Source organism: Streptomyces sp. M92, from assembly GCF_028473745.1.
In the GTDB taxonomy this organism is placed as follows: Bacteria; Actinomycetota; Actinomycetes; order Streptomycetales; family Streptomycetaceae; genus Streptomyces.
This window is the reverse complement of the sequence record NZ_CP101137.1, coordinates 4879146-4901029: the sequence shown is the minus strand read 5'-3', so window position 1 is coordinate 4901029 and position 21884 is coordinate 4879146. Positions and strand designations below refer to the sequence as shown.

Below are 21884 nucleotides of genomic sequence, written 5' to 3'. Positions count from 1 at the left end.
GGGGCCGGGATGAGCACCTCTCCCGGCCCCGCCCGTCCGCACCTTCCGGCGAACGTCCGTGGGGCTACCTGGCCACCTTGCGGGTGGCCCGCAGCCACTCCTTGTTCATGCTGGTGATGGAGACCAGCTCAATGCCCTTCGGGCAAGCCGTCGCGCACTCGCCGGCCAGCGTGCACCCGCCGAAGCCCTCGTCGTCCATCTGCGCCACCATGTCCAGCACCCGCGTCTCCCGCTCGGGCGCCCCCTGGGGCAGCACGTTCAGGTGGTTGACCTTCGCGGACGTGAAGAGCATCGCCGCGCCGTTCGGGCAGGCGGCGACGCACGCGCCGCAGCCGATGCACTCGGCGTGCTCGAAGGCGAAGTCCGCGTCCGGCTTCGGCACCGGCGCGGCGTGGGCCTCGGGGGCCGCACCGGTCGGCGCGGTGATGTAGCCGCCGGCCTGGATGATCCGGTCGAAGGCCGAGCGGTCGACGACCAGGTCCTTGACGACCGGGAAGGCGGCGGCCCGCCACGGCTCGACGTCGATGGTGTCGCCGTCCTCGAAGGACCGCATGTGCAGCTGGCAGGTGGTGGTGCGCTCGGGCCCGTGGGCATCGCCGTTGATGACCAGCGAACAGGCGCCGCAGATGCCCTCGCGGCAGTCGTGGTCGAAGGCGACCGGATCCTCGCCCTTGAGGATGAGCTCCTCGTTGAGGGTGTCGAGCATCTCCAGGAAGGACATGTCGGGCGAGATCCCGTCCACCTCGTACGTGGACATGGCGCCTTCGGCGTCGGCGTTCTGCTGCCGCCAGACGCGCAGGGTGAGCTTCATGCGTAGCTCCGCTGGGTGGGGTGGACGTACTCGAAGACCAGGTCTTCCTTGTGCAGGGTGGGGGCCTCGCCGGTGCCGGTGAACTCCCAGGCCGCCGCGTAGCCGAACTCGTCGTCCTTGCGGGCCGCCTCGCCGTCCGGGGTCTGCGACTCCTCGCGGAAGTGGCCGCCGCAGGACTCGGCGCGGTGCAGCGCGTCCAGGCACATCAGCTCGGCGAGCTCCAGGTAGTCGACGATGCGGTTGGCCTTCTCCAGCGACTGGTTGAACTCCTCGCCGGTGCCCGGGACCTTGATCCGCCGCCAGAACTCCTCGCGGATCTGCGGGATGCGCTCCAGGGCCTTGCGCAGCCCGGAGTCGGTGCGGGCCATGCCGCAGAACTCCCACATCAGCTCGCCGAGTTCGCGGTGGAAGGAGTCCGGGGTGCGGTCGCCGTCGACGGAGAGGAGCAGGCCCAGCCGGTCCTCGGTCTCGGCCAGCACCTCCTGCACGGCGGGGTGGCCGTCGTCGACCTCGTCCTTGTGCGGGTTGCGGGCGAGGTAGTCGTTGATCGTGGCGGGCAGGACGAAGTAGCCGTCGGCCAGGCCCTGCATCAGGGCGGAGGCGCCGAGCCGGTTGGCGCCGTGGTCGGAGAAGTTGGCCTCACCGATGGCGAACAGGCCCGGGACGGTGGTCTGGAGGTCGTAGTCGACCCACAGCCCGCCCATCGTGTAGTGCACGGCGGGGTAGATCCGCATCGGCACCCGGTACGGGTCCTCGTCGGTGATCCGCTGGTACATGTCGAAGAGGTTGCCGTACTTGGCCTCGACCGCCTTGCGGCCCATCCGCTCGATGGCGTCGGCGAAGTCGAGGTAGACACCCTGGCCGCCGGGGCCTACTCCCCTGCCCTCGTCGCAGACGTTCTTCGCGGCGCGGGAGGCGATGTCACGCGGGACCAGGTTGCCGAAGGACGGGTAGACGCGCTCCAGGTAGTAGTCGCGCTCGTCCTCGGGGATCTTGTTCGCCGGGCGGTCGTCGCCCTTGGCCTTGGGCACCCAGATCCGGCCGTCGTTGCGCAGCGACTCGCTCATCAGCGTCAGCTTGGACTGGTGGTCGCCGGTGCGCGGGATGCAGGTCGGGTGGATCTGCGTGAAGCAGGGGTTGGCGAAGTAGGCACCGCGCCGGTGCGCCCGCCACACGGCGGTGGCGTTGGAGTTCATGGCGTTGGTGGAGAGGTAGAAGACGTTGCCGTAGCCACCGCTCGCCAGGACCACCGCGTCCGCGAAGTACGTGTCGATCTTGCCGGTGATCAGGTCCCGGGCGACGATGCCGCGCGCCCGCCCGTCGACGACGATCAGGTCGAGCATCTCGGTGCGCGGGTGCATCTCGATGTTGCCGGCCGCGATCTGCCTGCTGAGCGCCTGGTAGGCGCCGAGCAGCAGCTGCTGGCCCGTCTGGCCGCGGGCGTAGAAGGTACGGGAGACCTGGACGCCGCCGAAGGAGCGGGTGTCGAGCAGGCCGCCGTACTCGCGGGCGAAGGGCACGCCCTGCGCCACGCACTGGTCGATGATCTCTACGGAGATCTGCGCGAGCCGGTGCACGTTGGACTCACGGGAGCGGAAGTCGCCGCCCTTGACGGTGTCGTAGAACAGGCGGTGGATCGAGTCGCCGTCGTTGCGGTAGTTCTTCGCGGCGTTGATGCCGCCCTGCGCGGCGATGGAGTGGGCCCGGCGCGGGGAGTCCTGGTAGCAGAACTGGACGACGCGGTAGCCCTGTTCGGCGAGGGTCGCGCCGGCCGAGCCGCCCGCGAGGCCGGTGCCGACGACGATGACGGTCTGCTTGCGCCGGTTGGCGGGGTTGACCAGTTTCGCCTCGAAGCGGCGGGTGTCCCAGCGCTCGCCGACGGGCCCGGCGGGGGCCTTGGTGTCGGCGACCGGCGCACCGGTCGTGTAGTCGGCGTAGGTTGTCATGTCAGCTCACCACTCCGGTCATGACGCCCACGGGTACGGCGATGAAGCCCACCGTGAGCAGCAGCGCGAGGACGCCTGCGACGGTCTTCAGGGCACGGTCGCGGGTGCGGCTGCCGGCGCCGAGGGTCTGGGCGGCGGACCAGAAGCCGTGGCGGATGTGCAGGCCGAGGGCGAGCATCGCGACGAGGTAGATGACGTTGCCGTACCAGGTGGAGAAGGTGTCCACGACGTTCTGGTAGGGCTTGCCCGTCTCGAAGCCGCCGGAGTGCACGGTGCCGGTGGTCAGGTCGAGGATGTGCCAGACGATGAACAGGCCGAGGATGATCCCGCCCCACCGCATGGTGCGCGTCGCGTAACTGGCCCGCTTCCTCTTGTGCACGTAACTGCTGGGCCGCGCCTTGATGTCGCGGCGGCTGAGCTGGTACGCGGAGACGGCGTGGGCGACGACGGCGACCACGAGCACCACGCGGATCAGCCAGAGCGTCCACTCGTAGTGCATGAACGGCTCGCCGACCGTGCGCAGCCAGTGGGCGTACTCGTTGAACTCGGTCGTTCCGAAGAAGATCTTCAGGTTCCCGATCATGTGGGCGACCAGGTAGAGCAGCATGACGAGTCCGCTGACCGCCATCACCGTCTTCTTGCCGACGGTCGAGTCCCACACGGTGCGCGCCATGGACGGCCGTCGGTCCGTCCGCGTTGCCAGAGCCATGCCACAAGACGCTACGTGGGCGGAGCGGCATCGGTCCAAGACATGGTCTGCCTCGTTTCCATAGGCTGTGGCTATCGTGGGCGTAGGGTGGGTCTCATGCAGTTTCAGCAGCTCCAGTACTTCGTCGCGGTCGCCGAGACCCGGCACTTCACCCGGGCCGCGGAGACGGTCCACGTGGCGCAGCCCTCGCTGTCGCAGCAGATCAGGGCGCTGGAGCGGGAGCTGGGCGCCGACCTGTTCCAGCGCGCGCGGGGCAACATCACGCTCACCGACGCCGGCGAGGCGCTGCTCCCGCTGGCCCGGCGCATCCTCGCCGACGCGGACACCGCCCGGCACGAGGTGCTGGAGCTGGTGCGGCTGCGGCGCGGGCGGGTGCGGCTGGGCGCGACGCCGAGCCTGTGCACCGGGCTGCTGCCGGACGTGCTGCGTGCCTTCCACGACCGGTACCCCGGCGTGCGGCTCATGATCGAGGAGGGCGGCTCGCACGACCTGGTGCGGGAGCTGGCGCGGGGCGCGCTGGACCTGGCGCTGGTGGTGCTTCCGCTGCCCACCCCGTCGCCGGCGCTGACGACGGTCGAGCTGCTGCGGGAGGACCTGGTGGTGGTGTCGTCGCCGGAGGCGCCCCGGCCGGGCGGCGGCCGGCGCGCCGTACGCATCGCCGACCTGGAGGGCGAGCGCCTGGTGATGTTCCGGCACGGCTACGACCTGCGGGAACTGACGGTCGCCGCGTGCCGCGCGGAGGGCTTCGAGCCGGACTTCGCCGTGGAGGGCGGCGAGATGGACGCGGTGCTGGAGTTCGTGCGGGCGGGGCTGGGGATGGCGGTGGTGCCCCGGATGGTGGCGGCGCGGTCGGGGCGCGGTCTGCGGGTCACCCCGCTGGCCCGGCCGGGGTTGCACCGGACGATCGCGCTGGCACACCGCAGTGATGTGGCTCCTCCTCGGGCGGCGCGGGAGTTGCAGCGGATGCTGCTCGAGCGGTGATCGCCATGACCATATGATCACGCGATGCGCGAACTCTCCTCACTGAACCGGACTTGGCCCGGCAGGGCGGTCGCCGCCGCCGCGTCGGCACTGGGGGCCTTGGCGCTCCTGGTCGCGGCGCCCGGGCCGGCGGCGGCCGCCACCCCCCTGACACCGATGGACGCGTCCGCGATGAAGCTGACCGCCGACGACTTCCAGAGCCGGTGGGACGCCATAGCCGACATCGAGGCCGGCGGCGAGGTCACCAGCTACTTCGATCCCGCCGAAGACGCCCTCGGACCTTTGCTCGACGGACGCGGCCACACCGGCAGCCGTGGCCTGTGCCACGCGACCGATCTCGACCCGGCCTACTCCGTCGACGGGTTCTGCTGGAACAACGCCGACGACACCTCCCGCGAGTGGGTCCCCCAGGGCCTGACCGGCTCGCACGACGCCGCACCCGGCGGCACCTGGCTCGGCAAGTACGTGTACATCGCCTCCTGGCACTACACGGACAACGAGTTCGCTCGCATCACCGTGGTGGACAACTCCCCGGGGCAGCCCACCACTTACAATCACGTGCTCCTGGTAGACCCTTACGGCAGCGGCGCCTCGGCCGACTTCCGCGCGGTGGGCGACCCCGCCTCCACCCGGTCACCCAAGCCCGGTGCGCACGCGGACGGCATCTCCTGGTACGGCAACAAGCTGTTCCTGGCGACCGGCCATCAGATTCAGGTCTACGACCTGCGGCACCTGTGGAAGATGAGTGACAACGGCTCCGCCGCCGTCGGCGTCCACGACGGCAAGTCCTCGGCGCGGTACCACAATTACGCCCTGCCCATGATCGGCCTGTATCACAACGGCTCTCCCGGCGCCGCCTGCACGGACAGCGCGCCTTGCCTGACCTCGCTGAGCCTGGACCGGACCGGCGGGGACGGGCTGATCACCTCGGAGTTCCACGCGCGCGGCGGGCGGCCCGTGGTCCGCTGGCCGCTGTCCGGCAACGGGCTGCTGGAGACGGACACGGCGTCCAACAGCACGGGGACCGTGCGGGCGGAATCGGCCTTCCGCGTACCGGTCTGGAGGGTGCAGGGCGCGGCCTTCGACGGCGAGCACTACTACTTCAGCGGTGAGTGCCCCGAGTACGCCGGGGGCAGCGACCCGAACGTTCCGTACTGCATCCACTGGGCCCGGCCGGGCGGCGAGCCCCATGTGCTCACGTACGCACCGCCGTTGACGCAGAACCTGTCGTGGTCCCCGGTGGCGGGCCGCCTGTGGGGCATCAACGAGCGTGCGGACTACACCACCGGCAAGCGGGTCGTCTTCTCGCTCGACCCGCCGAGCTGATCGGACGACCGGTCCGAACGGTCCAGGCGGCCGGGGCGGTGCGTCGTCCCGGCCGGAGGGCGGCCCGGCTCAGCCCGTGGCGTCCACCAGTGCCAGTTCGTGCAGCCGCTCCGGTGGCCCCGGGCGGGCGTAGTACCAGCCCTGGGCCGTGTCGCAGCCGAGTATGCGGAGTTGTTCGGCCTGGGCGCCGGTCTCCACGCCCTCCACGGTGACCTTGAGGTCGAGGCTGTGGGCCAGGGCGACGATGCCCTCGACGATCTTGAGGTCGACGGGGTCGGCAGGGAACCGCTGCATGCTCTGGGTGAAGGAGCGGTCCAGCTTGAGGACGCTCACCGGGAGCCGGCGCAGGTTGGCGAGGTTGGAGTAACCGGTGCCGAAGTCGTCCAGGGCGATGTCCACCCCCAGCTCGGCCAGCCGGCGCAGCGGCTTGAGGAGGTCGTCGTCGGCGCCGATGAGGGCCGACTCCGTCACCTCCAGGCAGAGCGCGTCCGGGGTGACGCCGGCGCGCTCCAGGATGTCGACGGTGTCCTGGACCAGGCCGGGGTGGGTGAGCTGGCAGGGCGAGAGGTTGACGTTGATGCGCAGCGGACCGGCGGAGGCCGTCACGCCGTACCGTTCCCGCCAGGCGCGGGCCTGCCGGACGGACTGCTCCAGGACCCAGCGGCCCAGCGGCACGATCAGCCCGGTGTGCTCGGCGAGCGGGATGAAGCGGTCCGGGCCGAGGACGCCGTGCTGCGGGTGCAGCCAGCGCACCAGTGCCTCGGCCCCGTGCACGCTGCCGTCGCCGAGGTGGACCAGCGGCTGGTACTCGATGAAGAACTCGCCGCGCTCCAGGGCCGCGGGCAGCGCGGTCGTCAGACCGTGCCGGGTGATGACCCGGGCGTCGGCCTCCGGGTCGGCCAGCTCGAAGCGGTTGCCGCCCGCCGACTTGGCCCGGTACATGGTGATGTCGGCGCTGCGCAGCACCTCTGCCGGGCTGCGCTCGCCCGCCGGGCCCTCGACGACGCCGATGCTGCCGCGCACGGTCAATTCGCGGCCGTCGACGCTGATCGGGGCGAGCAGCGCGTTCATGATGCGCCCGGCGAGCTCGTCGACCTCGTGCGGGGTGTCGGGCCCGGTGGTCAGCGCCACGAACTCGTCGCCGCCGAGCCGGGCGACCATCTCGCCGGGCGCCGTGGCGCAGGCCTGCAGCCGGTCGGCCACCTCGACGAGGAGACGGTCGCCGGCCGCGTGGCCGAGACTGTCGTTGACGGTCTTGAAGCCGTCGAGGTCGAGGTAGCACAGGCCGAAGCGCTGTCCGGGGCCCGCGTTCAGGGCCTTCTCCAGGCGTTCGAAGAAGAAGCTGCGGTTGGGCAGGCCGGTCAGCGCGTCGTGCGTGGCCTCGTAGCGCAGCCGGAGGTTGAGCAGCCGGCGCTCGGTGGTGTCCTCCATCAGCGCGAGCTGGTACTGCGGGGTGCCGTCGGCGTCGCGCAGGAGGGAGACGGTGAGGTTGGTCCACAGGACGGTGCCGTCGGGCCGGTAGAAGGCCTTCTCCACGTGGTAGTGCTCGCGCTCGCCGCGCACCAGCTCGTCGTAGAGCCGCCAGGTCTGGGGCGCGTCGTCGGGGTGCGACCACTCGCAGACCTTGCGGCCGCCCATCGTGCGGTCGGTGATGCCGAACATGCGCATCAGCGCGCCGTTGACCTGGAGGACGTTGCCGTTCAGGTCGGCGATGCCGATGCCTATGGCGGCGCCCTCGAAGACGGCGCGGAAGCGGGCCTCGCTGGCGTGCAGGGCCTCGGCGACCACGCCCTGGGCCTTCAGGGCGGCCTGTGCGATCGCCTCCTGTTCGGCCAGGGTCCTGGCCCGCAGGGCCCCGGCGAACCCGGCCGCCATGGCGTGCTGGAGCCGGGCCGAACGGGCCCGCAGGTGCTCGGGGTCGCCGTCCTCGCCGCAGTAGAGCACCAGGTAGGCGTCCACGCAGTCCAGGGTCCGGGTGAGCGCCTCGGGGTCGGTGCAGTGCGCGTCGACGAGCGCCACGCCGACCGCCCGGGCCTCGTCGGCGTCGAAGCTCCGGGCCCGCAGCACCCCGCACAGCCTGCGGGCCAGCGGCAGCAGCTGTTCCTCGAACTCGGGCCGGGTCGACGACGTCGAGGTCACCGGGAAGACCGCCCGGCTCCAGATGGTCGCGAACCGGCGCAGTCTGTCCTCCGGCCCGCCCGGCTGTGCCGTCACGCCGTACGCCCCACGCCGGCGAACCCGGAGAAGGCGTACGGGTCCTCGTCCTCCGGCGCCCCCTCCGGCCGCCAGCGCGGCATCGGCACAAGTCCGGGTTCCACCATGTCGTACCCCTCGAAGAACCGCGCGATCTCGTCGCGCGAGCGCATGATCAGCGGGTTGCGGATGTCCTTGTACACGTCCACCGCGCCCCCGGCCCGCTCCGCGGGCAGCGGAATCCCCTCGAACGAGGCATGCGTGAGGACGAGCATGCTGCCCGGCGCGAGCGCGTCGCTCAACTCGGCCACCGCACCGTAGGGGTCGTCCGCGTCTTCCACGAAGTGCAGTATGGCAACCAGCAGCAGGGCCACCGGCCGATTCAGGTCGATCAGCCGCTCCACCTGGGGACTGGCGAGGATCTCCCGGGGCTTGAGGAGGTCGGCGGCCACGACGCCCGCGTCGTCGTTGCCCGCCAGGACCGCCTCGCTGTGCGCGACCGCCACCGGGTCGTGGTCGACGTAGACGACGCGGGAGCCGGGGCGGCTGCGCGCGGCCACCTCGTGGACGTTGCCGAAGGTGGGGATGCCGGAGCCGATGTCCAGGAACTGGTCGATGCCCTCCGCGGCCGCGAAGCGCACCGCGCGGCGCATGAACGCCCGGTTCGCCTGCATGGTCTTGGGGAGTCCCGGCATGAACTCCATGGCCTTGCGGGCCGCTTCCCGGTCCACCTCGAAGTTGTGCGAACCGCCCAGGTAGAAGTCGTAGATCCGGGACACGCTGGGCACCGAAATGTCGATGCTGCGGGGGGCCCAGGCGGGACGCTCCATCTAGCTCTCCAAGGCATAGGCGATCCGGTGTTCGAGCAGAGGCTACTGATCGCCCGCCAAACGGGCGAGTCCAACCGGAAATTGACCGTCCGTTCCCGGTCACTGCCCGCGGCACGTGCCACGCGCCGAGGTGGGCCGGGGCACGCGAACGGGGCCGTCCCCTCCGCCTGGGTGCGGAGGGGACGGCCCTCGGGTCGCGCGCGCCGGAAGTGGCGGGCGTCAGGCCGCTACTTCTTCGGCGCGCCGACCGGCTTGCCGTCGGGCGACACGGCGTACCAGGTGCCGCCGACGCCCTGGCCGTTGGTGTCGCCGGGCTTCTTGTCACCGGCGAAGGTGTAGATCGGCCAGCAGTCGACCGTCTGCTGCTCGGCCCCGTCGGGGCGGGTGAAGGTCATCAGGTCCTTCTTCACGACGCCCTCGGTGTCGTTCGGTTCCACGGGCGCCACAATGGGCCACTTCTCCAGGCACTCGCCGGTGCACGCCGACACGGGCTTCGGCCAGGCCTCGTCCTTCATGAAGCGGTAGACGGTCATCCCGTTCCCGTCGACGACGATCTCACCGAGCTTCGGGTCGTCGCGGGTGGACAGTCCGGGCGCGTCGTCCGCCTCGGCCTTCTTGCCGTCGGCGGCCAGCGCGTACCACTTGCCGCCCACACCCTGGCCCTTGGCGTCTCCCGCGGCGGTGTCCTTGGCGTAGCGGTAGGCCGGCCAGCCGCCGATGGTGAGCTGCTTGGTGCCGTCGGGCCGGGTGACCTCGCCGAGCAGCTCCTCGTCGATGCCCTCGCCGGCCAGCGCGTCGTCGGCGGCCACGGGCGGCCAGGCGGTGGCGCAGTCGTTCTCGCAGGTCGTCTTGGGCGGCTTGGCGGTGTCCGCGTCGAAGCGGTAGAGGGTACGGCCCGCTCCGTCGGTCACCAGTTCGCCGATCTCGGCGTTCGTGGAGACCGACAGCTTGCCCGCGGGCTGCGGCGCGTTCGCCGACGCCTGGGCGTTCGCGCCGGTGCCGCTGCCCAGTCCCTCGCCGGCCCCGGTGCCGATGTCGCCGACGTCTCCGGGCGCGGCCGTGGCGCCCACGTTCTGGCTGCCGGTGGCGCCGCCGCCGTCCTGGCCGCACGCCGTCGTCAGCGCCAGCACCACCGCGGCGCCCACCACGAGTGAGGCACTCCGCCAGGAGGTCTTCATCGTCAATCCCCGATCGTCACGAAGGTTCCGGGACGGCCGCGCGCCGCCGCACGACACTGGGTACGCACGCGGACGCCGGTCGTGTTCAACCGGGGCACGGTTTTCTTTTCCGGGCCCGAGCCATGCCGCGCCGGTCAAACCGCCGACCGCCCCGTGTACCTCCTTCGGGCCAATCGTCCGGTAATCGGGACTGTCCCGGCCCACGCGGGCCTCATGATCTGCTCGTGCATGGACCCGAACCGACCCGATCCGCCTGTGCCGGACGGGTGTTGGCCCTGGTGACGCTGACGTTCACGCTCGTCGGCGCGCCGGTCGGCCCGGCGCGGGCGGACGCCTGCGCGTACGCCTCGACGGGACCGGGCGGCGTCGACGCCGTGGCGGTCGCCGGGAGCGGCACCTGGCCCACCTTCCCGGCGTGCCCCGAGCCCTCCCCGACGCCTCCGCCCGCTCCGCCGCCGACGCCCGCGCCGCCACCGCCGAAGCCCACTCCCCCCCGCCACCGCCCGAGCCGGAACCCGAACCGTCGGCCGCCGCCCCCCGAGACCCGAGCGCCGCCTCCCGCGCCGCCCCCGCGACCGGCACCGGAGCGGCCCGCGCCGACCCCGCCCCCGGCCCCTCCGCCGGCGCCCACCCCCGTACCGGACCGGCCGGCGCCCCCCGCACCCTCCCCGTCCGTCACGCCCACGCCCCGGCCGTCGCTGAGTCCGGTGCACTACCCGCGCTACCGCGCCGCCCGTCCGCAGCAGCGGTCCTCCCGCGGGGCCACCTCGCCGCTCGTCTTCGTCCTGCTCATCACGGTGCCCGCGGTGGTCGCCGTCGCCGCGCTCCGTGCGCGCTGATCCCCTGGAGCCTGTCTTGCCGGAATGGCTTGTTCTCACCCTCGCGATGGTGGCCGCCGGTGTCGTGGTGGTCATCATCACCTTCGTGCGGCACCGCCGGGCGTCCGACGACGAGGACATCACCGAGACCCCGGACGTCATCGAGTACATGACGATGTGGATCGGTGTGGTGTACGCCATCGTCCTGGGCTTGGCCATCGCGGGTGTCTGGGAGGCGCGCAGCGCCGCCCAGGACCACGTCCAGGCGGAGGCGGTCGCGCTGCACGAGATCTCGGAACGCGTCCGCGTCTACCCGCCCGACGTCCGTGACCGCATCCGGGAGGATGTCAACGCCTATGTCGGACACGTCGTCACCACCGAGTGGAAGGTGATGGCCGACCGGGGCGAGGTGACCGAGCGCGGCACCGAGCTCCTCGACCGCGTCCGGGCGGACGTCACGGACTACGAACCGAGGACGGACTTCGAGGCCCAGGCGTACCAGCCGCTCGTCGACCAGGTGACCGCCGCGGACCAGGCCCGCATCGCCCGCGCGGAGTCGACCGGTGCGACGATGCCGGGCGTGGTGTGGTTCGGCCTCATCACGGGCGGTGTCGTCACGGTCGGAATGGTCTTCGCCCTGCAGATCCGGCGCACGGCCCGTGAACTGGTCCTGGCCGGGCTGTTCTCGGCGCTGATCGCCTTCCTGCTCTTCCTCATCTGGGACTTCGACGCACCGTTCAGCCGCGGTGTGGCGGCGTCGACGGACCCGTTCCTCAACCTCTTCCCCGGAGCACGGGACTGAGGTTCCCCGCGCCAGGGGGCGCCCGACACGCCGTCGGCGTCCCCTGAGCGGCCCACACGGCTGCCCCATTCGCGCGACTGCGATCGCGGCGGACCTTCCGGGTTCCTAGCGTTTCGGACATAGAGGTGCATTCCTGGCGTGAGCGGAACAGGTCCGCCCGCTGCTCCTCGGGACCCGGAGGATTCACATGCGCGCGATACCCGCCGCCTCGGTCGCACTGCTGGGCGTCGCCGCCCTCTCCGCCTGTGTACCGGCCCACGGTTCGACGTTCGGCTTCACCCTCAGCCCCGCCACCGTCGCGCCCGGCGGGGAGGTGACGCTGGGGGTGGGCCGCGGGGCCGGGGGCTGCGAGGGCCGCGTCACCGTCTCATCGGCGGTGTTCGACACGGTCACCATCCCGCGGCGCGAGCACTCGGCGACGGCGGAGGTCGACCAGGATGCCAGGCGCGGGGCGGTCTACGAGGTGAAGTTCGCCTGCGACGGCAGGACCGAGACCCTGGACCTGACCATCGCGGGCGGCCACTCCGACCGTCCCACGCACCAGCCCCGCCACCCCGACAAGGGCGTCCACGCCGGCGAGGGCGGCAGCGTCGCCGGGCTCGACATGACCGAGATCGGGCTCGGCGCCCTGCTCGTCGCGGGCTCGGTCGGCGCGGCGTACCACCTCTCGCGCCGCCGGTCCGGCGAGGACGCGGCCTGAGCCTCCACCGACGGGAGTTCGCCCCGGACCCTTCGCGGGTCCGGGGCGAACTGCCGTCGAACTGCCGTGTCGGTGCCGAAGGGGTCCGGACGGGTCCGCCCCCGAAGGCGGAGCCCGTACGGCGGCCTGCGGGGACGGGTCAGTAGCGGCGCTCGGCGCGGCGGCGCATCCAGAACAGGCCGCCACCGGCGACGGCCGCGGCGACGAGTCCGCCGCCGATCGCGATGTCGGTCGGGGTGGCCCCGCTGGTGCTGCTGCCGCCGATGCCGCCGCGGACGCCGCCGATGACGGTGAAGGCGGCCGGACGCGTCAGGCGCCGGCCCGAGCAGTTGACGGTGATGTCGTACGAGCCCGGGCGGGCGTCCTCCTTGATGGTGGCGGTGCCCTTGGACGTCTCGTTGGCGCCCTTGACCGGGGTCAGGTGGGTCGTCCGGAAGGCGTCCGAGGTCATCGTGCCGCCCTGGGGGCAGCCGTCGACCGTGACGGTCATCTGGCCGCCGCGGGCGATCACACTGGGCAGGGCGACGATGTTGCTCGGCTGGTGGTGGTCGCCGCCCGCGGTGGCCGTGGGGGCGGCCAGCCCGAGGACAGCGACCGCGGCGCCGGCGGCCGCGAGGGCACGAGTGTTGCGCATGTGATCCTCCGCGAAAGACGCCCCGGGACCCGTCCCCGGTCGATCGGCGAGAAAGCGTCTCCCAGAAAGACCCTCAGTTGCCCTGCGCGGGGCCGCATTTCGGGAATGGTCCGTCCTGGTGAGGGGCGTACCCGGCCGGAACCGCGGGAGCCGATATCGCCGCAGGTCACGGACTGTCGGGCCATTCCGTCCGGCCGCGTCCCGGATGGCTCACCGCCGGGCGGCCCCGCCACCCGTTCGCCACCGCCCCGATGCCGGTCGCCCGCGCGGCGCTTAGCGTGCCCGTATGCGCGAACGACACGGCGACGGCCGGGTCGAGAGGGGAAGGCCAATGGACGCGTCCGAGTGGGCCGAAGAGGAGGAGCGGCGCAGGAAGCGCGCTCCCTGGGGCGTGATAGCGCTGGTGCTGCTGACCGGGCTCGCGCTCATCCGGAACGGTTCGGGGGAGTTCGACCAGGGCCCGCCGCAGCCCGCGTCGGCCGCCGCCTCGGACGCTCGCGCCGCTGACGAGGCCGAGCCCGCCACGGGACTCGCCCCGCTGTCGTACTCGGTGCCCGACCGGGTCGGCATCCCCGCCATCCAGGTCGACGCGCCCGTCATGCCGGTAGGCCTCGACGCCGAGGGCTGGGTCGACGCGCCGCCCGCCGAGGACCCGAACCTGGCAGGCTGGTTCACCGGCGCGGTCACCCCGGGCGAGAAGGGCACGGCGGTCGTGGTCGGCCACGTCGACAACCAGCAGGGCCCCGCCGTCTTCTACGGACTCGGCGCCCTCAAGAAGGGGAACGAGGTCGAGGTGCACCGCCAGGACGGGAAGACGGCGGTCTTCGAGATCTACGGCATCGAGGTGTTCGCGAAGGACGACTTCCCCGGCGACCGGGTGTACGCGTCCAAGGGGAGCCCCGAACTGCGGGTCATCACCTGCGGCGGGGGTTTCTCCAAGCAGAACGGCTACGAGGGGAACGTCGTCGCCTTCGCCCGGATGACCGAGGTCCGCTGAGCGGGCCCCGGTCCTCGGGCGAGGCGGGCGTCAGACGAACCGGCGGCGCGGGACGGTGAGGTGGTAGCCGGAGTCCAGCAGCTCGGGCAGATACCTGCGCAGGGCCCGGACGCTCTGCGAGCGGTCGCCCCCGGCGTCGTGCGAGAGCACCACGACGCCGGGGGCGGCGCCGTCCTCGACCCGCTCGACGATGGTGCCGGTGCCGGGGGTGGTCCAGTCGAGGGTGTCCACGGTCCAGGCCAGCGGTTCCATGCCCAGCTCCGCGCCGAGCTGGAAGGCTGCGCGGTTCCACGCCCCGTAGGGGGCCCGGAACCAGCGGGGCGCCTCCCCGTAGGCCTGCTCGACGACCTCGCACGTGCGCTCCATCTCGGAGCGGATGCGGCGCCGGGTCAGCCGGGTCAGCAGCGGGTGCGACCAGGTGTGGTTGCCGACGACGTGTCCCTCGTCGGCCATCCGGGACAGCAGGTCCCGGTTGTGGTCGGCCATCTCCCCGCAGACGAAGAACGTCGCGCGCACGTCGTACTCGGCCAGTGTGTCCAGGATGTCCGGCGTGTAGCGGGCGTCGGGGCCGTCGTCGAAGGTGAGCATCATGATCCGGCCCCGGCCCGACACCCGCAGGATCGGCTCGCTGCGCACCGGGGGCTGCCGGGGCGCGTCTCCGGGCGCGCCGTACCCGGTCAGGGGCTGGAGGCGGTAGGCGGACGGCTTGAGCGGGCGGCGTGCCGCGGGGCCCGGGGCGGGCGCGGCCGTCGGGGCCGGTCCGCCCCCCGGACCCACCGCCAGTACGCCGGCGGTGCCGACCGCACCGGCGGCCGCGACACCGGCCAGCAGGGCGCGGCGCCGGATGAGCAACTGATCCTTCTGCATGACTCATCAGTCGCCCGGCAGGGGTCCGGCGCACCTGAGAAACACCGGGGCGGCGGCACGGAACCACCCGCACGGAGCAGGGTCGCGAGCGCCTCCGATAGCCTCGCCGCGTGACGGAACAGCACGCCCAGCGGTTCGAGCGGGGCACGGACGGACCCAAGGTCATCGTCGTCGGGGTGGACGGCTCCGACTCCTCGCTGCGGGCGGCCGCCTACGCCGGCGGCCTGGCCCGGCGGCAGCGCGCGCTGCTCGCCGTGGTGTACGTGCAGCCGGTGCTGGCGGCGGGTGCCGCGCTCGGGGCTCCGGTGGCGGAGACGACCGACGAGATCGCCGAGGACCTGGTGGCCCGGATCCGGGAGGCGACCGAGCGGGCCAAGGGGATATTCGACGTGCGCTGGGAGTTCCACACCTTCCGCGGTGATCCGTACAACGGACTGGTGAAGGCGGCCGACGAGCTCAAGGCCGACGCCGTGGTCGTGGGCGCCTCGGAGCAGGCCGGGCACCGGATCGTGGGGTCGGTCGCGGTGCGGCTGGTGAAGGCGGGGCGCTGGCCGGTGACCGTGGTGCCGTAACCGGCCTCGGTGGCGAGCGCGTCGTGGCCTCCGCGACGGGCGTGTACGAGTCATCGTGACTCACCGTCAGCCGTTCGCCGTTCGCCGTTCGCCGTTCGCCGTTCGCCGTTCGCCGTTCGCCGTTCGCCGTTCGCCGTTCGCCGTTCGCCGTTCACAAAGAGGTGAGGCGCATGGCCGGGTTCCGTATGGGAGAAGGCGTTCTCCGCCGCGAACCCATCGAGCAGATCCAGGACACGGACGGCGGCGAGGGCGCCGGCCTGCGGCGGACGCTGGGGCTGTGGCAGCTGACCGCGATCGGTGTGGGCGGCATCATCGGGGCGGGGATCGTCCCCCTGGACGGCACGGTGGCCAGCGGCACGGCGGGCCCGGCGGTCCTCGTCTCCTTCCTCATCGCGGGCGTCGCGAGCGCGGCGGCGGCCCTGTCCTACGCCGAGTTCGCCGGCATGATCCCGAAGGCGGGCTCCGCCTACACCTACGGGTCCTCGGTGAGCTGGCGAGCTGGTTCATCGGCTGGGACCTGCTGCTGGAGTACACGGCGATCGTGACGGTGGTCGCGCTCGGGATCTCGGGCTACTTCAGCTTCCTGGTAGGGGACGTGGGCGCCGACATCCCCAACTGGATGCTGGGCGCGGCCGGTACCGGAGAAGGCCACCGGGGCCACCTGTTCGCCGCGCTGCTGTGCCTGCTCATCGCGTTCCTGCTGAACCTGGGCATCAAGAACGCGGCCCGGTCCGAGAGGGTCGTGGTGGTCCTGAAGGCGCTGGTGGTGCTGCTGGTGATCGCGGTCGGCGTCTTCCACATCGACACCTCGAACTGCGACCCGTTCTTCCCCTACGGGGTCGGCGGGGGGGGCACCGGCGCGGCGACGGTCTTCTTCGCGGCCTTCGGCTACGACGCCATGTCGACGGCCGCCGAGGAGTCCAAGGACGCCCAGCGGCACATGCCGAAGGCGATCGTCTACTCGACCCCGCACCAGCACAGAGGGCCCGCCAACAAGCTGACGGGCCCTCATGTCGCATCGGGGCTAGGGCATGAATTGCGGAGACATGATCTCCAGACTCCAAAGATCACCGTCTGCCGGGTAGACCCCGCGAGTCACCTCAGGGTCCTTCACCACGTACGCGGAGACACCAGTGGAGCGAGCCGAAACTACCCGGTAACCGGAGTAGTCAAGCTGGGGCTCCACCAGCTCGACGTCCCCGTGCCCCTTGAGCTCACCTGCCACTTCCTGCCAGCTCGTATAGGGCTCGCAGTCGATCTGCAGGTTCTCGGAAACGGCACGGCGAAGGTCCGGGAGGGAAGCCAATCTGTGCATCTGCACGGATACCGTCTGCACGACCCAGTCAGACGGCTGCCCGCAGGTGACTTCCAGTATGCCGTAGTCCCGCCGGAGCACCTTGTCCTTCCCTCGCCCCTGGACGTCGTCCACGTAATCAAGGGGCAGACTCAGCGTTGCTTCCTCCAGTCGGGTGCCGACGCCGAAACCCAGCGCGGAACCTGTTCGGATGACCTCTGCAACGAAGACTCGACCTTTCATCCCAGCTTCTCCAAAGCCTTGATCAGGTACTGCAGTTCAAGGGCGCGGTTCTTGGTGTTGCCCCAGTTGTGCTTGTTCATTTCGGTCTGCGCGGCACGGGCCTTCTGGATCAGGTCCTTGCGGAGTTCAGGGCTGCTCTTCAGCGTGTCGAGAACTTTCTGGACACTCTTGTTGGACGCCCACCCGTGTGACATACGAAGCGGCTTGGCTCCGATCCCGCCGACCTCGTCACCGAACACGCGGACCTCATCCGCACCTACGTGCAGGTGCGCGCCCTTCGTTGCCCAGTCAGGAGCCATGGGAGACACCCGGACGCCGCAGACATCATTGTGCACCAGGACTGGCGTATCGCCGGCCAGCACATAGAAGGTGTGCAGCGCCTCGACGGTGAGGTTGTATGTCCGGGCCTGGTCGATGAACGGCCGGTTCTCCTGCACCGTGGCCGGAGATCCGTCCAGCGTCCGCAGAGTCGTTCCCGGCTGAAGGTCACCGGCCTCGACCCACTCCGCACGCGACGGGGACCAGAAGGGGTGCTCATGGGTTGCGGTCAGCGTCTCGGATCCGCGACTCGTCGAGATTTTCAGCGCGCTGAAGGACTGGTCCTGATCCGTGACAATGAGATCCTCGACGACGCGGGCTTCTGTCTGCCCAGTAACCGGGTCAGTGGCGGTGACTGTCTCACCTGGCCTGATCGACTCGATGTTCTTGCGGGAACCGTCCGCCATTAGCACCTTGGTCCCGGCAAGGAAACATGTCGCGCACTTCACCACCCGTCCCGCGCGCGACTTCTCGATAATATCCTTGATCTTATCGATACTCTTGACCGACTTGATCTTCCCGGCGGGAAGCACGGTCACTGTCGCCCACAGGCAGTCACTCAGGGTCGGGTCAGTAGCGCATCGCTTGATGTCGTTGAGACCCGTCAGTTCCCAGAATATCTCGGTCGTAACCTCGTCGACCTTGGGAATGACGATCTCTCCACCGCTCATCATGCAGGGCGGGAGAGTATCCCGGTAGATGTTGATGAAGCACTTCGGCTTCTCTTCTTTTTCCCGCTCCGCCTTACGCTGCTCGGCAGCCAGCCGACGTTCCTCGGCCAGTTCGGCTTCCCGCTTCGTGACGACGTCATCCCAGGCTGCCTTTGCGTCGGCTTCGGCTTCGTCGGCACTCTTTCCCGCATCGAGCGCTGCCTGGTGCGCATCGTCAGCCGACTTGCGGGCCATTTCGGCAGACGCCCGCGCATAACTCGCTGAGAATGCGGCGTCCGCAGCGGACTCTTCGGCGTTGACAGCGTCCTGTTGGGCGCGGTTGGCCGCGTTGCGTGCGGTGGTGGCGGATTCCTGGGCATCCGCGGCGCTGGCTTCGGCGCGGCCAGCAGCTTGGTCGGCCTGGGTCGCGTAGCCGTCTGCTTCCTTGGCGCTCGCTTCGGCAGCGAGGCGTGACCTTTCGGCGTCGTCGGCGGCGTTGTTGGCGATGTGTGCGGCCTGGGCGGCCCGGTGGGCGTCCTCCCGGGCCTTTGTGGCGATCATCTCGCCTTCCGCGATGAGCCGGTCGACCTGGGCGATGTGAGTGTAGGCGAGTTGGTCCTTGCGATCGGCCATGTACTGGCCGGCCTGGATGAAAGTGTGGAGCTCGTTGGCGGGTGCGTTCAGCGCGATCTTTGCGGCTGCCCTGACCTCGGGACCATCGTCGTTGAAGAGCTTCGACGCTGCGGCTCGCTCATCCGTGTTGCGAGCGGAGTACTGCGTTCTGTTCAGGAAGGTCCGCAGGGCGGGGATGCTGCCGTCCAGCAGCGCCGCCTTCGCCTTCTCCTTCGTACTGGTGCCGCCCGTGTTGTAGATCTTGCTGATCTCGGCGCGGTAGTCCGCCTCGGCCGCTTCGTACTGGCCGGTCAGGTAGAAGTCCCGCACCTGCTCGTCAGTACCCTTCAGCGCCTCGACCGCCGCGGTGCGGACCTTGTCGTACGGACTCGTGGTGGAGAGGTCGGCGACTTGCTGACGCATCTCGTCCGCCACACCGGACTGCCAGCCGGTGCGCAGATATTCGAGCACAGCGTCATCGGACCCGCTCAGGGCCTGGGCGGCGGCGTCCTTTCGCCAGGAGCCGTAGTACTTCATGGCTCGCAGCGCTATCTCGCGGCCCTGCTCGGCGATGGCGGTCTTGTCGGCATCAGGCTTGGCGAGCTCGGCGGCCAGCGCCTTCGTGTCGTCTTCGATCGCCTGACCGTCCGCGACCGACTTGGCCACGTCCCGGGTGAACTCGTGAGTGACGGCCTGCTGCGTCTTGGCGCGTTCGATGGCTGCGTTGGTGCGTGCGGCGAGGTCTTCGGCTTCGGTCTGCCGGGCTAGGGCAAAGGTCGTCTTCGCAAGGGTAACGGCCTGCTCTGCGCTGTCGGCCGCCGCGTCGGCGAGCTTGGCCTGTGCCGTGGACTTGGCTGCCTGCTCGGACGCCTCCCAGGCATACTTGGCCGCGTCTTCGGCCGCGTCCGCGGCCTTGTCGGCATGTTCCGCCGCCGAGTTCGCGGCGTCACGCGCTGCGTTCGCGGCCGTGGCCGACTTACGCGCCAGGGACTCAGCGGCATTCGCCGCACGGTTCGCCTCATTCGCGTGCCGACGCGTTTCCGCCGCAGCTGCACGTGCTTCCGCTGCGGAGCCTCCTGCTGCTTCAGCGTATCCGGCTGCGGCGTCGGCGGCGTCGGCGGCGTTGTTGGCGTTGCCGCTCGCGGACTTCGCCGCGCCGACGGCTTCGGCAGCCGCCAGTGATGCCAGTCCGGCCTGTTCGGCGGCCTTCGCGGAACGCCGGGCGAGTTCACCGGCCTTACGCGCCTCAGCCGCACGGTCGCGGGCCGCGTCCGCCTTGTCCCGGTCCTTTCCGGCCGCGATCGCCGCCTTCGACGCACGCGCGGCCGCATCGGCCGCCGCGACGGCCGCGTTGGCGGTCTGTGCCGCCGCGAGAGCGGCACGGCGGGCGGAACGGTTGGCAGCGTTGGCGGCACCGATCGCGGTCTGCGCCGCGTCGGCCGCAGCGCGGGCCGCGTCGGCGGCCTGCTGAGACTTGACCGACGCGCGCTGCGCGTCGTCCTTGGCGGCCTCGGTTTCCTTCGCCGCGCGCTGCGCAGCCTCCTCGGCCAGCACCCCTGCGGCAACCGCCTTGGCGGAAGCCTCCTCAGCCTTGTCGGTGGCCTGCTCGGCCTGCTTGCCAGCGGTTTCGGCCTGCTTGATCAGTTGTTCGATCGTGGCATGCTCCTGGTCACGGTTGCGTGCCACGAACTGGCCGACATCCAGGAATTCCAGGACGTCCTCGTAGGTGCCCAGGAGAGCGAGCCTGGCAGCCGCCTTCACATTCGTGCCGCCTGAGTTGTAGATCCTGGAGACTTCGGCCCGGTCGTCGGACTCCCGCTTGTCCCACTGCTCGACCTCGAGGAAGTGCGTCACATCCTCCGGCGTGCCCTGCAGAGCGGCCTTGCCGGCTTCCTGCACGGCCGTCCCACCGAAGTGAATCACCTTGGCGGCTTCTGCCCGCTGGTCCGCCTCATACGGTGCCTTCCAGCCACCGGCCAGGAAGGCCTCCACGTCCGCGGGCGTACCGAGGAGAGCCTTCTTCGCGGCCTCCCGAACCGACGTACCGCCAACGTTCACCACTCGGGCGACATCGACCCGGTCATCGACCACCTGCAGCGCAGGCATGTCCGTGAGGAACGCCCGAATGTCCTCGTCCGAACCGAGCAGTGCTTGCTCAGCCGCTTCCCGGATGCCGGTTCCCCCGGTTTCCCACAGCTCTACGACTTGACTGCGGAGTGCGGGAATCTCCGGGTCTTCCTGTGCCGCCGCTGGTGACGCCGACAGCAGTCCGAAGCACAGCGTGGTGGCCAGCATGGACGCGGAAGCGGCCCTGAGGCCGAACCGTCTGCCCTTTGAGGTTCTGGTTGTTCGCCTCAGCGGTATGAGGCGAGAGCGGTGTTTCACCTGACGATCCTTCTCGAAGTACGCAGACGTGAACATGCGTGAGTGCTGGGGGGGTTGAGGTGGGCCAGACCACCGTGTAAGCCCTGGTGGACGAGGGGGGTCACGCTGGATGGATCTTACATCTGCTTTACTTTTGTGACCCTGATGGGTTTGACTCCTCCCGTTTCCTTCACATGCTCAACTTCTTCTGAGAGGTCCTCATGGCGACATTTCCTGCCCGGAAGCTGATACTGGGTGGCGCAACGGCTGCGCTGGTGACGGGTCTTGGCGCAACCGCGCTGGCCGCGCCCCAGGACGCTGCTCCGGCCGCTGAGCGTGCGGCCGCCGAGATGCCGGTGGCGGTCGAGGACTTCAACTACCCGCAAGCCGACAAGATCCTGGCGGAACGGGGCATCACACTGAAGCGCGGTGACGGGCACATCACGCTCACGTCGATCACCGACCCTGGTGAGTGCATCGCGGACCCGTCGAACATCCTTGTCGAGGCCCACGCAGGCAACTACAAGTTCTGCTTCCACTCCAACGCCAAGACCGGCTTTCTGACGATGGAGATCCGGGACACCTTCACTCTCTGGACCGGCGAATCGGCTGTGAAGGCGACCCTGACACCCAACGGTGGCGGGGCACAGGAAGTCGTCAACATCCCGGCCAACGACTTCCAGCCCGTCGGCGAGTCCGGTGACTCCGGCGTGCGCTCCACCCTTGTCGAGATCCGCCTTCAGGGCTGACCCTCGCGGGCCCGGCGCCAGGACGTTCCAAGCACTGCACGGCCGCGGCAATCGCCTGGTGCCAAGTGCCTCGGCCTCGGCGGCTCGCGATCACGTCCGGGCCCGGCAACCACGCTGAGCGTCGAGGTCATCATCTGAGAGTGCCACGGCAGCGCCGGCCAGGAGTGAGACCGGATCTGGCCGGCCTCCACCGTCACCCTGCCCCTGCATACAGTCACGAGAGGGACGACCGCGGCCTGTGCCTCCGGTGTGGCGCTGTGCTCCGCCCGGGGCCGTCGACTGTCCAGAAC

The 21884-nt window shown here is 70.5% G+C and carries 18 protein-coding genes and 1 pseudogene; 9 read left to right on the top strand and 10 right to left on the bottom strand.

Annotated elements, in window-relative coordinates; translation table 11 throughout:
• Nucleotides 1–64 precede the first annotated feature (64 nt).
• The 3 genes from M6G08_RS21930 to M6G08_RS21920 are packed head-to-tail and all read right to left on the bottom strand — an operon-like array spanning nt 65 to nt 3430.
• Nucleotides 65–811 (bottom strand): succinate dehydrogenase/fumarate reductase iron-sulfur subunit, encoded by a 747-nt coding sequence (locus M6G08_RS21930; protein ID WP_272588859.1) that lies wholly within the window; start codon nt 809–811, stop codon nt 65–67.
• The gene (locus M6G08_RS21925) at nt 808–2757 is read right to left on the bottom strand and encodes a fumarate reductase/succinate dehydrogenase flavoprotein subunit (RefSeq protein WP_272588858.1); all 1950 of its coding nucleotides are present in this window, start codon (nt 2755–2757) and stop codon (nt 808–810) included. Before M6G08_RS21925 ends, M6G08_RS21930 begins: the two co-directional genes overlap by 4 nt.
• A gap of 1 nt (nt 2758) precedes the next feature.
• Nucleotides 2759–3430, bottom strand: coding sequence for a succinate dehydrogenase (locus tag M6G08_RS21920; protein ID WP_272591403.1), 672 nt, complete (start codon nt 3428–3430; stop codon nt 2759–2761).
• Between the two features lie 132 nt (nt 3431–3562).
• Between M6G08_RS21920 and M6G08_RS21915 the strand changes: the two genes are divergently transcribed.
• Entirely contained in the window at nt 3563–4447 is an 885-nt protein-coding gene (locus M6G08_RS21915) for a LysR family transcriptional regulator (protein WP_272588857.1), read from the top strand.
• A 24-nt stretch (nt 4448–4471) separates the two neighbouring features.
• Nucleotides 4472–5773, top strand: a complete 1302-nt coding sequence (locus M6G08_RS21910; protein WP_272588856.1) for a hypothetical protein — start codon at nt 4472–4474, stop codon at nt 5771–5773.
• A gap of 69 nt (nt 5774–5842) precedes the next feature.
• Here the strand turns inward: M6G08_RS21910 and rmdA are convergent, their stop codons facing one another.
• The 3 genes from rmdA to M6G08_RS21895 form a co-directional block, all read right to left on the bottom strand.
• A complete protein-coding gene (gene rmdA / locus M6G08_RS21905; protein ID WP_272588855.1) occupies nt 5843–7987 on the bottom strand; it encodes a cyclic Di-GMP phosphodiesterase RmdA in 2145 nt (714 codons plus the stop codon).
• On the bottom strand, nt 7984–8796 hold the full coding sequence (locus tag M6G08_RS21900; protein WP_272588854.1) for an SAM-dependent methyltransferase: 813 nt from the start codon (nt 8794–8796) through the stop codon (nt 7984–7986). The genes rmdA and M6G08_RS21900 overlap by 4 nt, the downstream gene beginning before the upstream one ends.
• Before the next feature lie 227 nt (nt 8797–9023).
• Nucleotides 9024–9974, bottom strand: coding sequence for an SCO0930 family lipoprotein (locus tag M6G08_RS21895; protein WP_272591402.1), 951 nt, complete (start codon nt 9972–9974; stop codon nt 9024–9026).
• Between the two features lie 707 nt (nt 9975–10681).
• Here M6G08_RS21895 and M6G08_RS21890 point away from each other — a divergent pair.
• From M6G08_RS21890 to M6G08_RS21880, 3 genes are all read left to right on the top strand, one after another.
• Nucleotides 10682–10813 carry a hypothetical protein gene (locus tag M6G08_RS21890; protein WP_019330432.1) on the top strand — a complete coding sequence of 44 codons (132 nt, stop codon included), beginning with the start codon at nt 10682–10684 and terminating at the stop codon, nt 10811–10813.
• Nucleotides 10814–10829: 16 nt separating this feature from the next.
• Complete coding sequence (locus tag M6G08_RS21885) at nt 10830–11594, top strand: bestrophin-like domain (protein WP_272588853.1); 765 nt, start codon at nt 10830–10832, stop codon at nt 11592–11594.
• Nucleotides 11595–11781: 187 nt separating this feature from the next.
• Nucleotides 11782–12294: a hypothetical protein gene (locus M6G08_RS21880; protein WP_272588852.1), complete on the top strand. Its 513-nt coding sequence runs from the start codon at nt 11782–11784 to the stop codon at nt 12292–12294.
• Between the two features lie 139 nt (nt 12295–12433).
• On the opposite strand, the gene M6G08_RS21875 is transcribed toward M6G08_RS21880, so the two are convergent.
• Nucleotides 12434–12928: a hypothetical protein gene (locus tag M6G08_RS21875; RefSeq protein WP_272588851.1), complete on the bottom strand. Its 495-nt coding sequence runs from the start codon at nt 12926–12928 to the stop codon at nt 12434–12436.
• 331 nt (nt 12929–13259) lie between these two features.
• Here M6G08_RS21875 and M6G08_RS21870 point away from each other — a divergent pair, with 331 nt between their 5' ends.
• Nucleotides 13260–13925, top strand: a complete 666-nt coding sequence (locus M6G08_RS21870) for a class F sortase (RefSeq protein ID WP_272591401.1) — start codon at nt 13260–13262, stop codon at nt 13923–13925.
• Between the two features lie 30 nt (nt 13926–13955).
• Here M6G08_RS21870 and M6G08_RS21865 read toward each other — a convergent pair whose 3' ends face one another.
• A complete protein-coding gene (locus M6G08_RS21865) occupies nt 13956–14792 on the bottom strand; it encodes a polysaccharide deacetylase family protein (RefSeq protein WP_272588850.1) in 837 nt (278 codons plus the stop codon).
• A gap of 110 nt (nt 14793–14902) precedes the next feature.
• On the opposite strand from M6G08_RS21865, the gene M6G08_RS21860 reads away from it, so the two are divergent.
• Nucleotides 14903–15364 (top strand): universal stress protein, encoded by a 462-nt coding sequence (locus M6G08_RS21860; RefSeq protein WP_272588849.1) that lies wholly within the window; start codon nt 14903–14905, stop codon nt 15362–15364.
• A 170-nt stretch (nt 15365–15534) separates the two neighbouring features.
• Nucleotides 15535–16328 (top strand): annotated as a pseudogene (locus M6G08_RS21855) (amino acid permease); the annotation flags it as partial.
• 60 nt (nt 16329–16388) lie between these two features.
• Here the strand turns inward: M6G08_RS21855 and M6G08_RS21850 are convergent.
• Nucleotides 16389–16901 carry a hypothetical protein gene (locus M6G08_RS21850; RefSeq protein WP_272591530.1) on the bottom strand — a complete coding sequence of 171 codons (513 nt, stop codon included), beginning with the start codon at nt 16899–16901 and terminating at the stop codon, nt 16389–16391.
• The gene (locus M6G08_RS21845) at nt 16898–20776 is read right to left on the bottom strand and encodes a polymorphic toxin-type HINT domain-containing protein (RefSeq protein ID WP_272588848.1); all 3879 of its coding nucleotides are present in this window, start codon (nt 20774–20776) and stop codon (nt 16898–16900) included. Before M6G08_RS21845 ends, M6G08_RS21850 begins: the two co-directional genes overlap by 4 nt.
• A 290-nt stretch (nt 20777–21066) precedes the next feature.
• Between M6G08_RS21845 and M6G08_RS21840 the strand changes: the two genes are divergently transcribed.
• Nucleotides 21067–21594, top strand: a complete 528-nt coding sequence (locus tag M6G08_RS21840; protein ID WP_272588847.1) for a hypothetical protein — start codon at nt 21067–21069, stop codon at nt 21592–21594.
• Nucleotides 21595–21884: the final 290 nt, after the last annotated feature.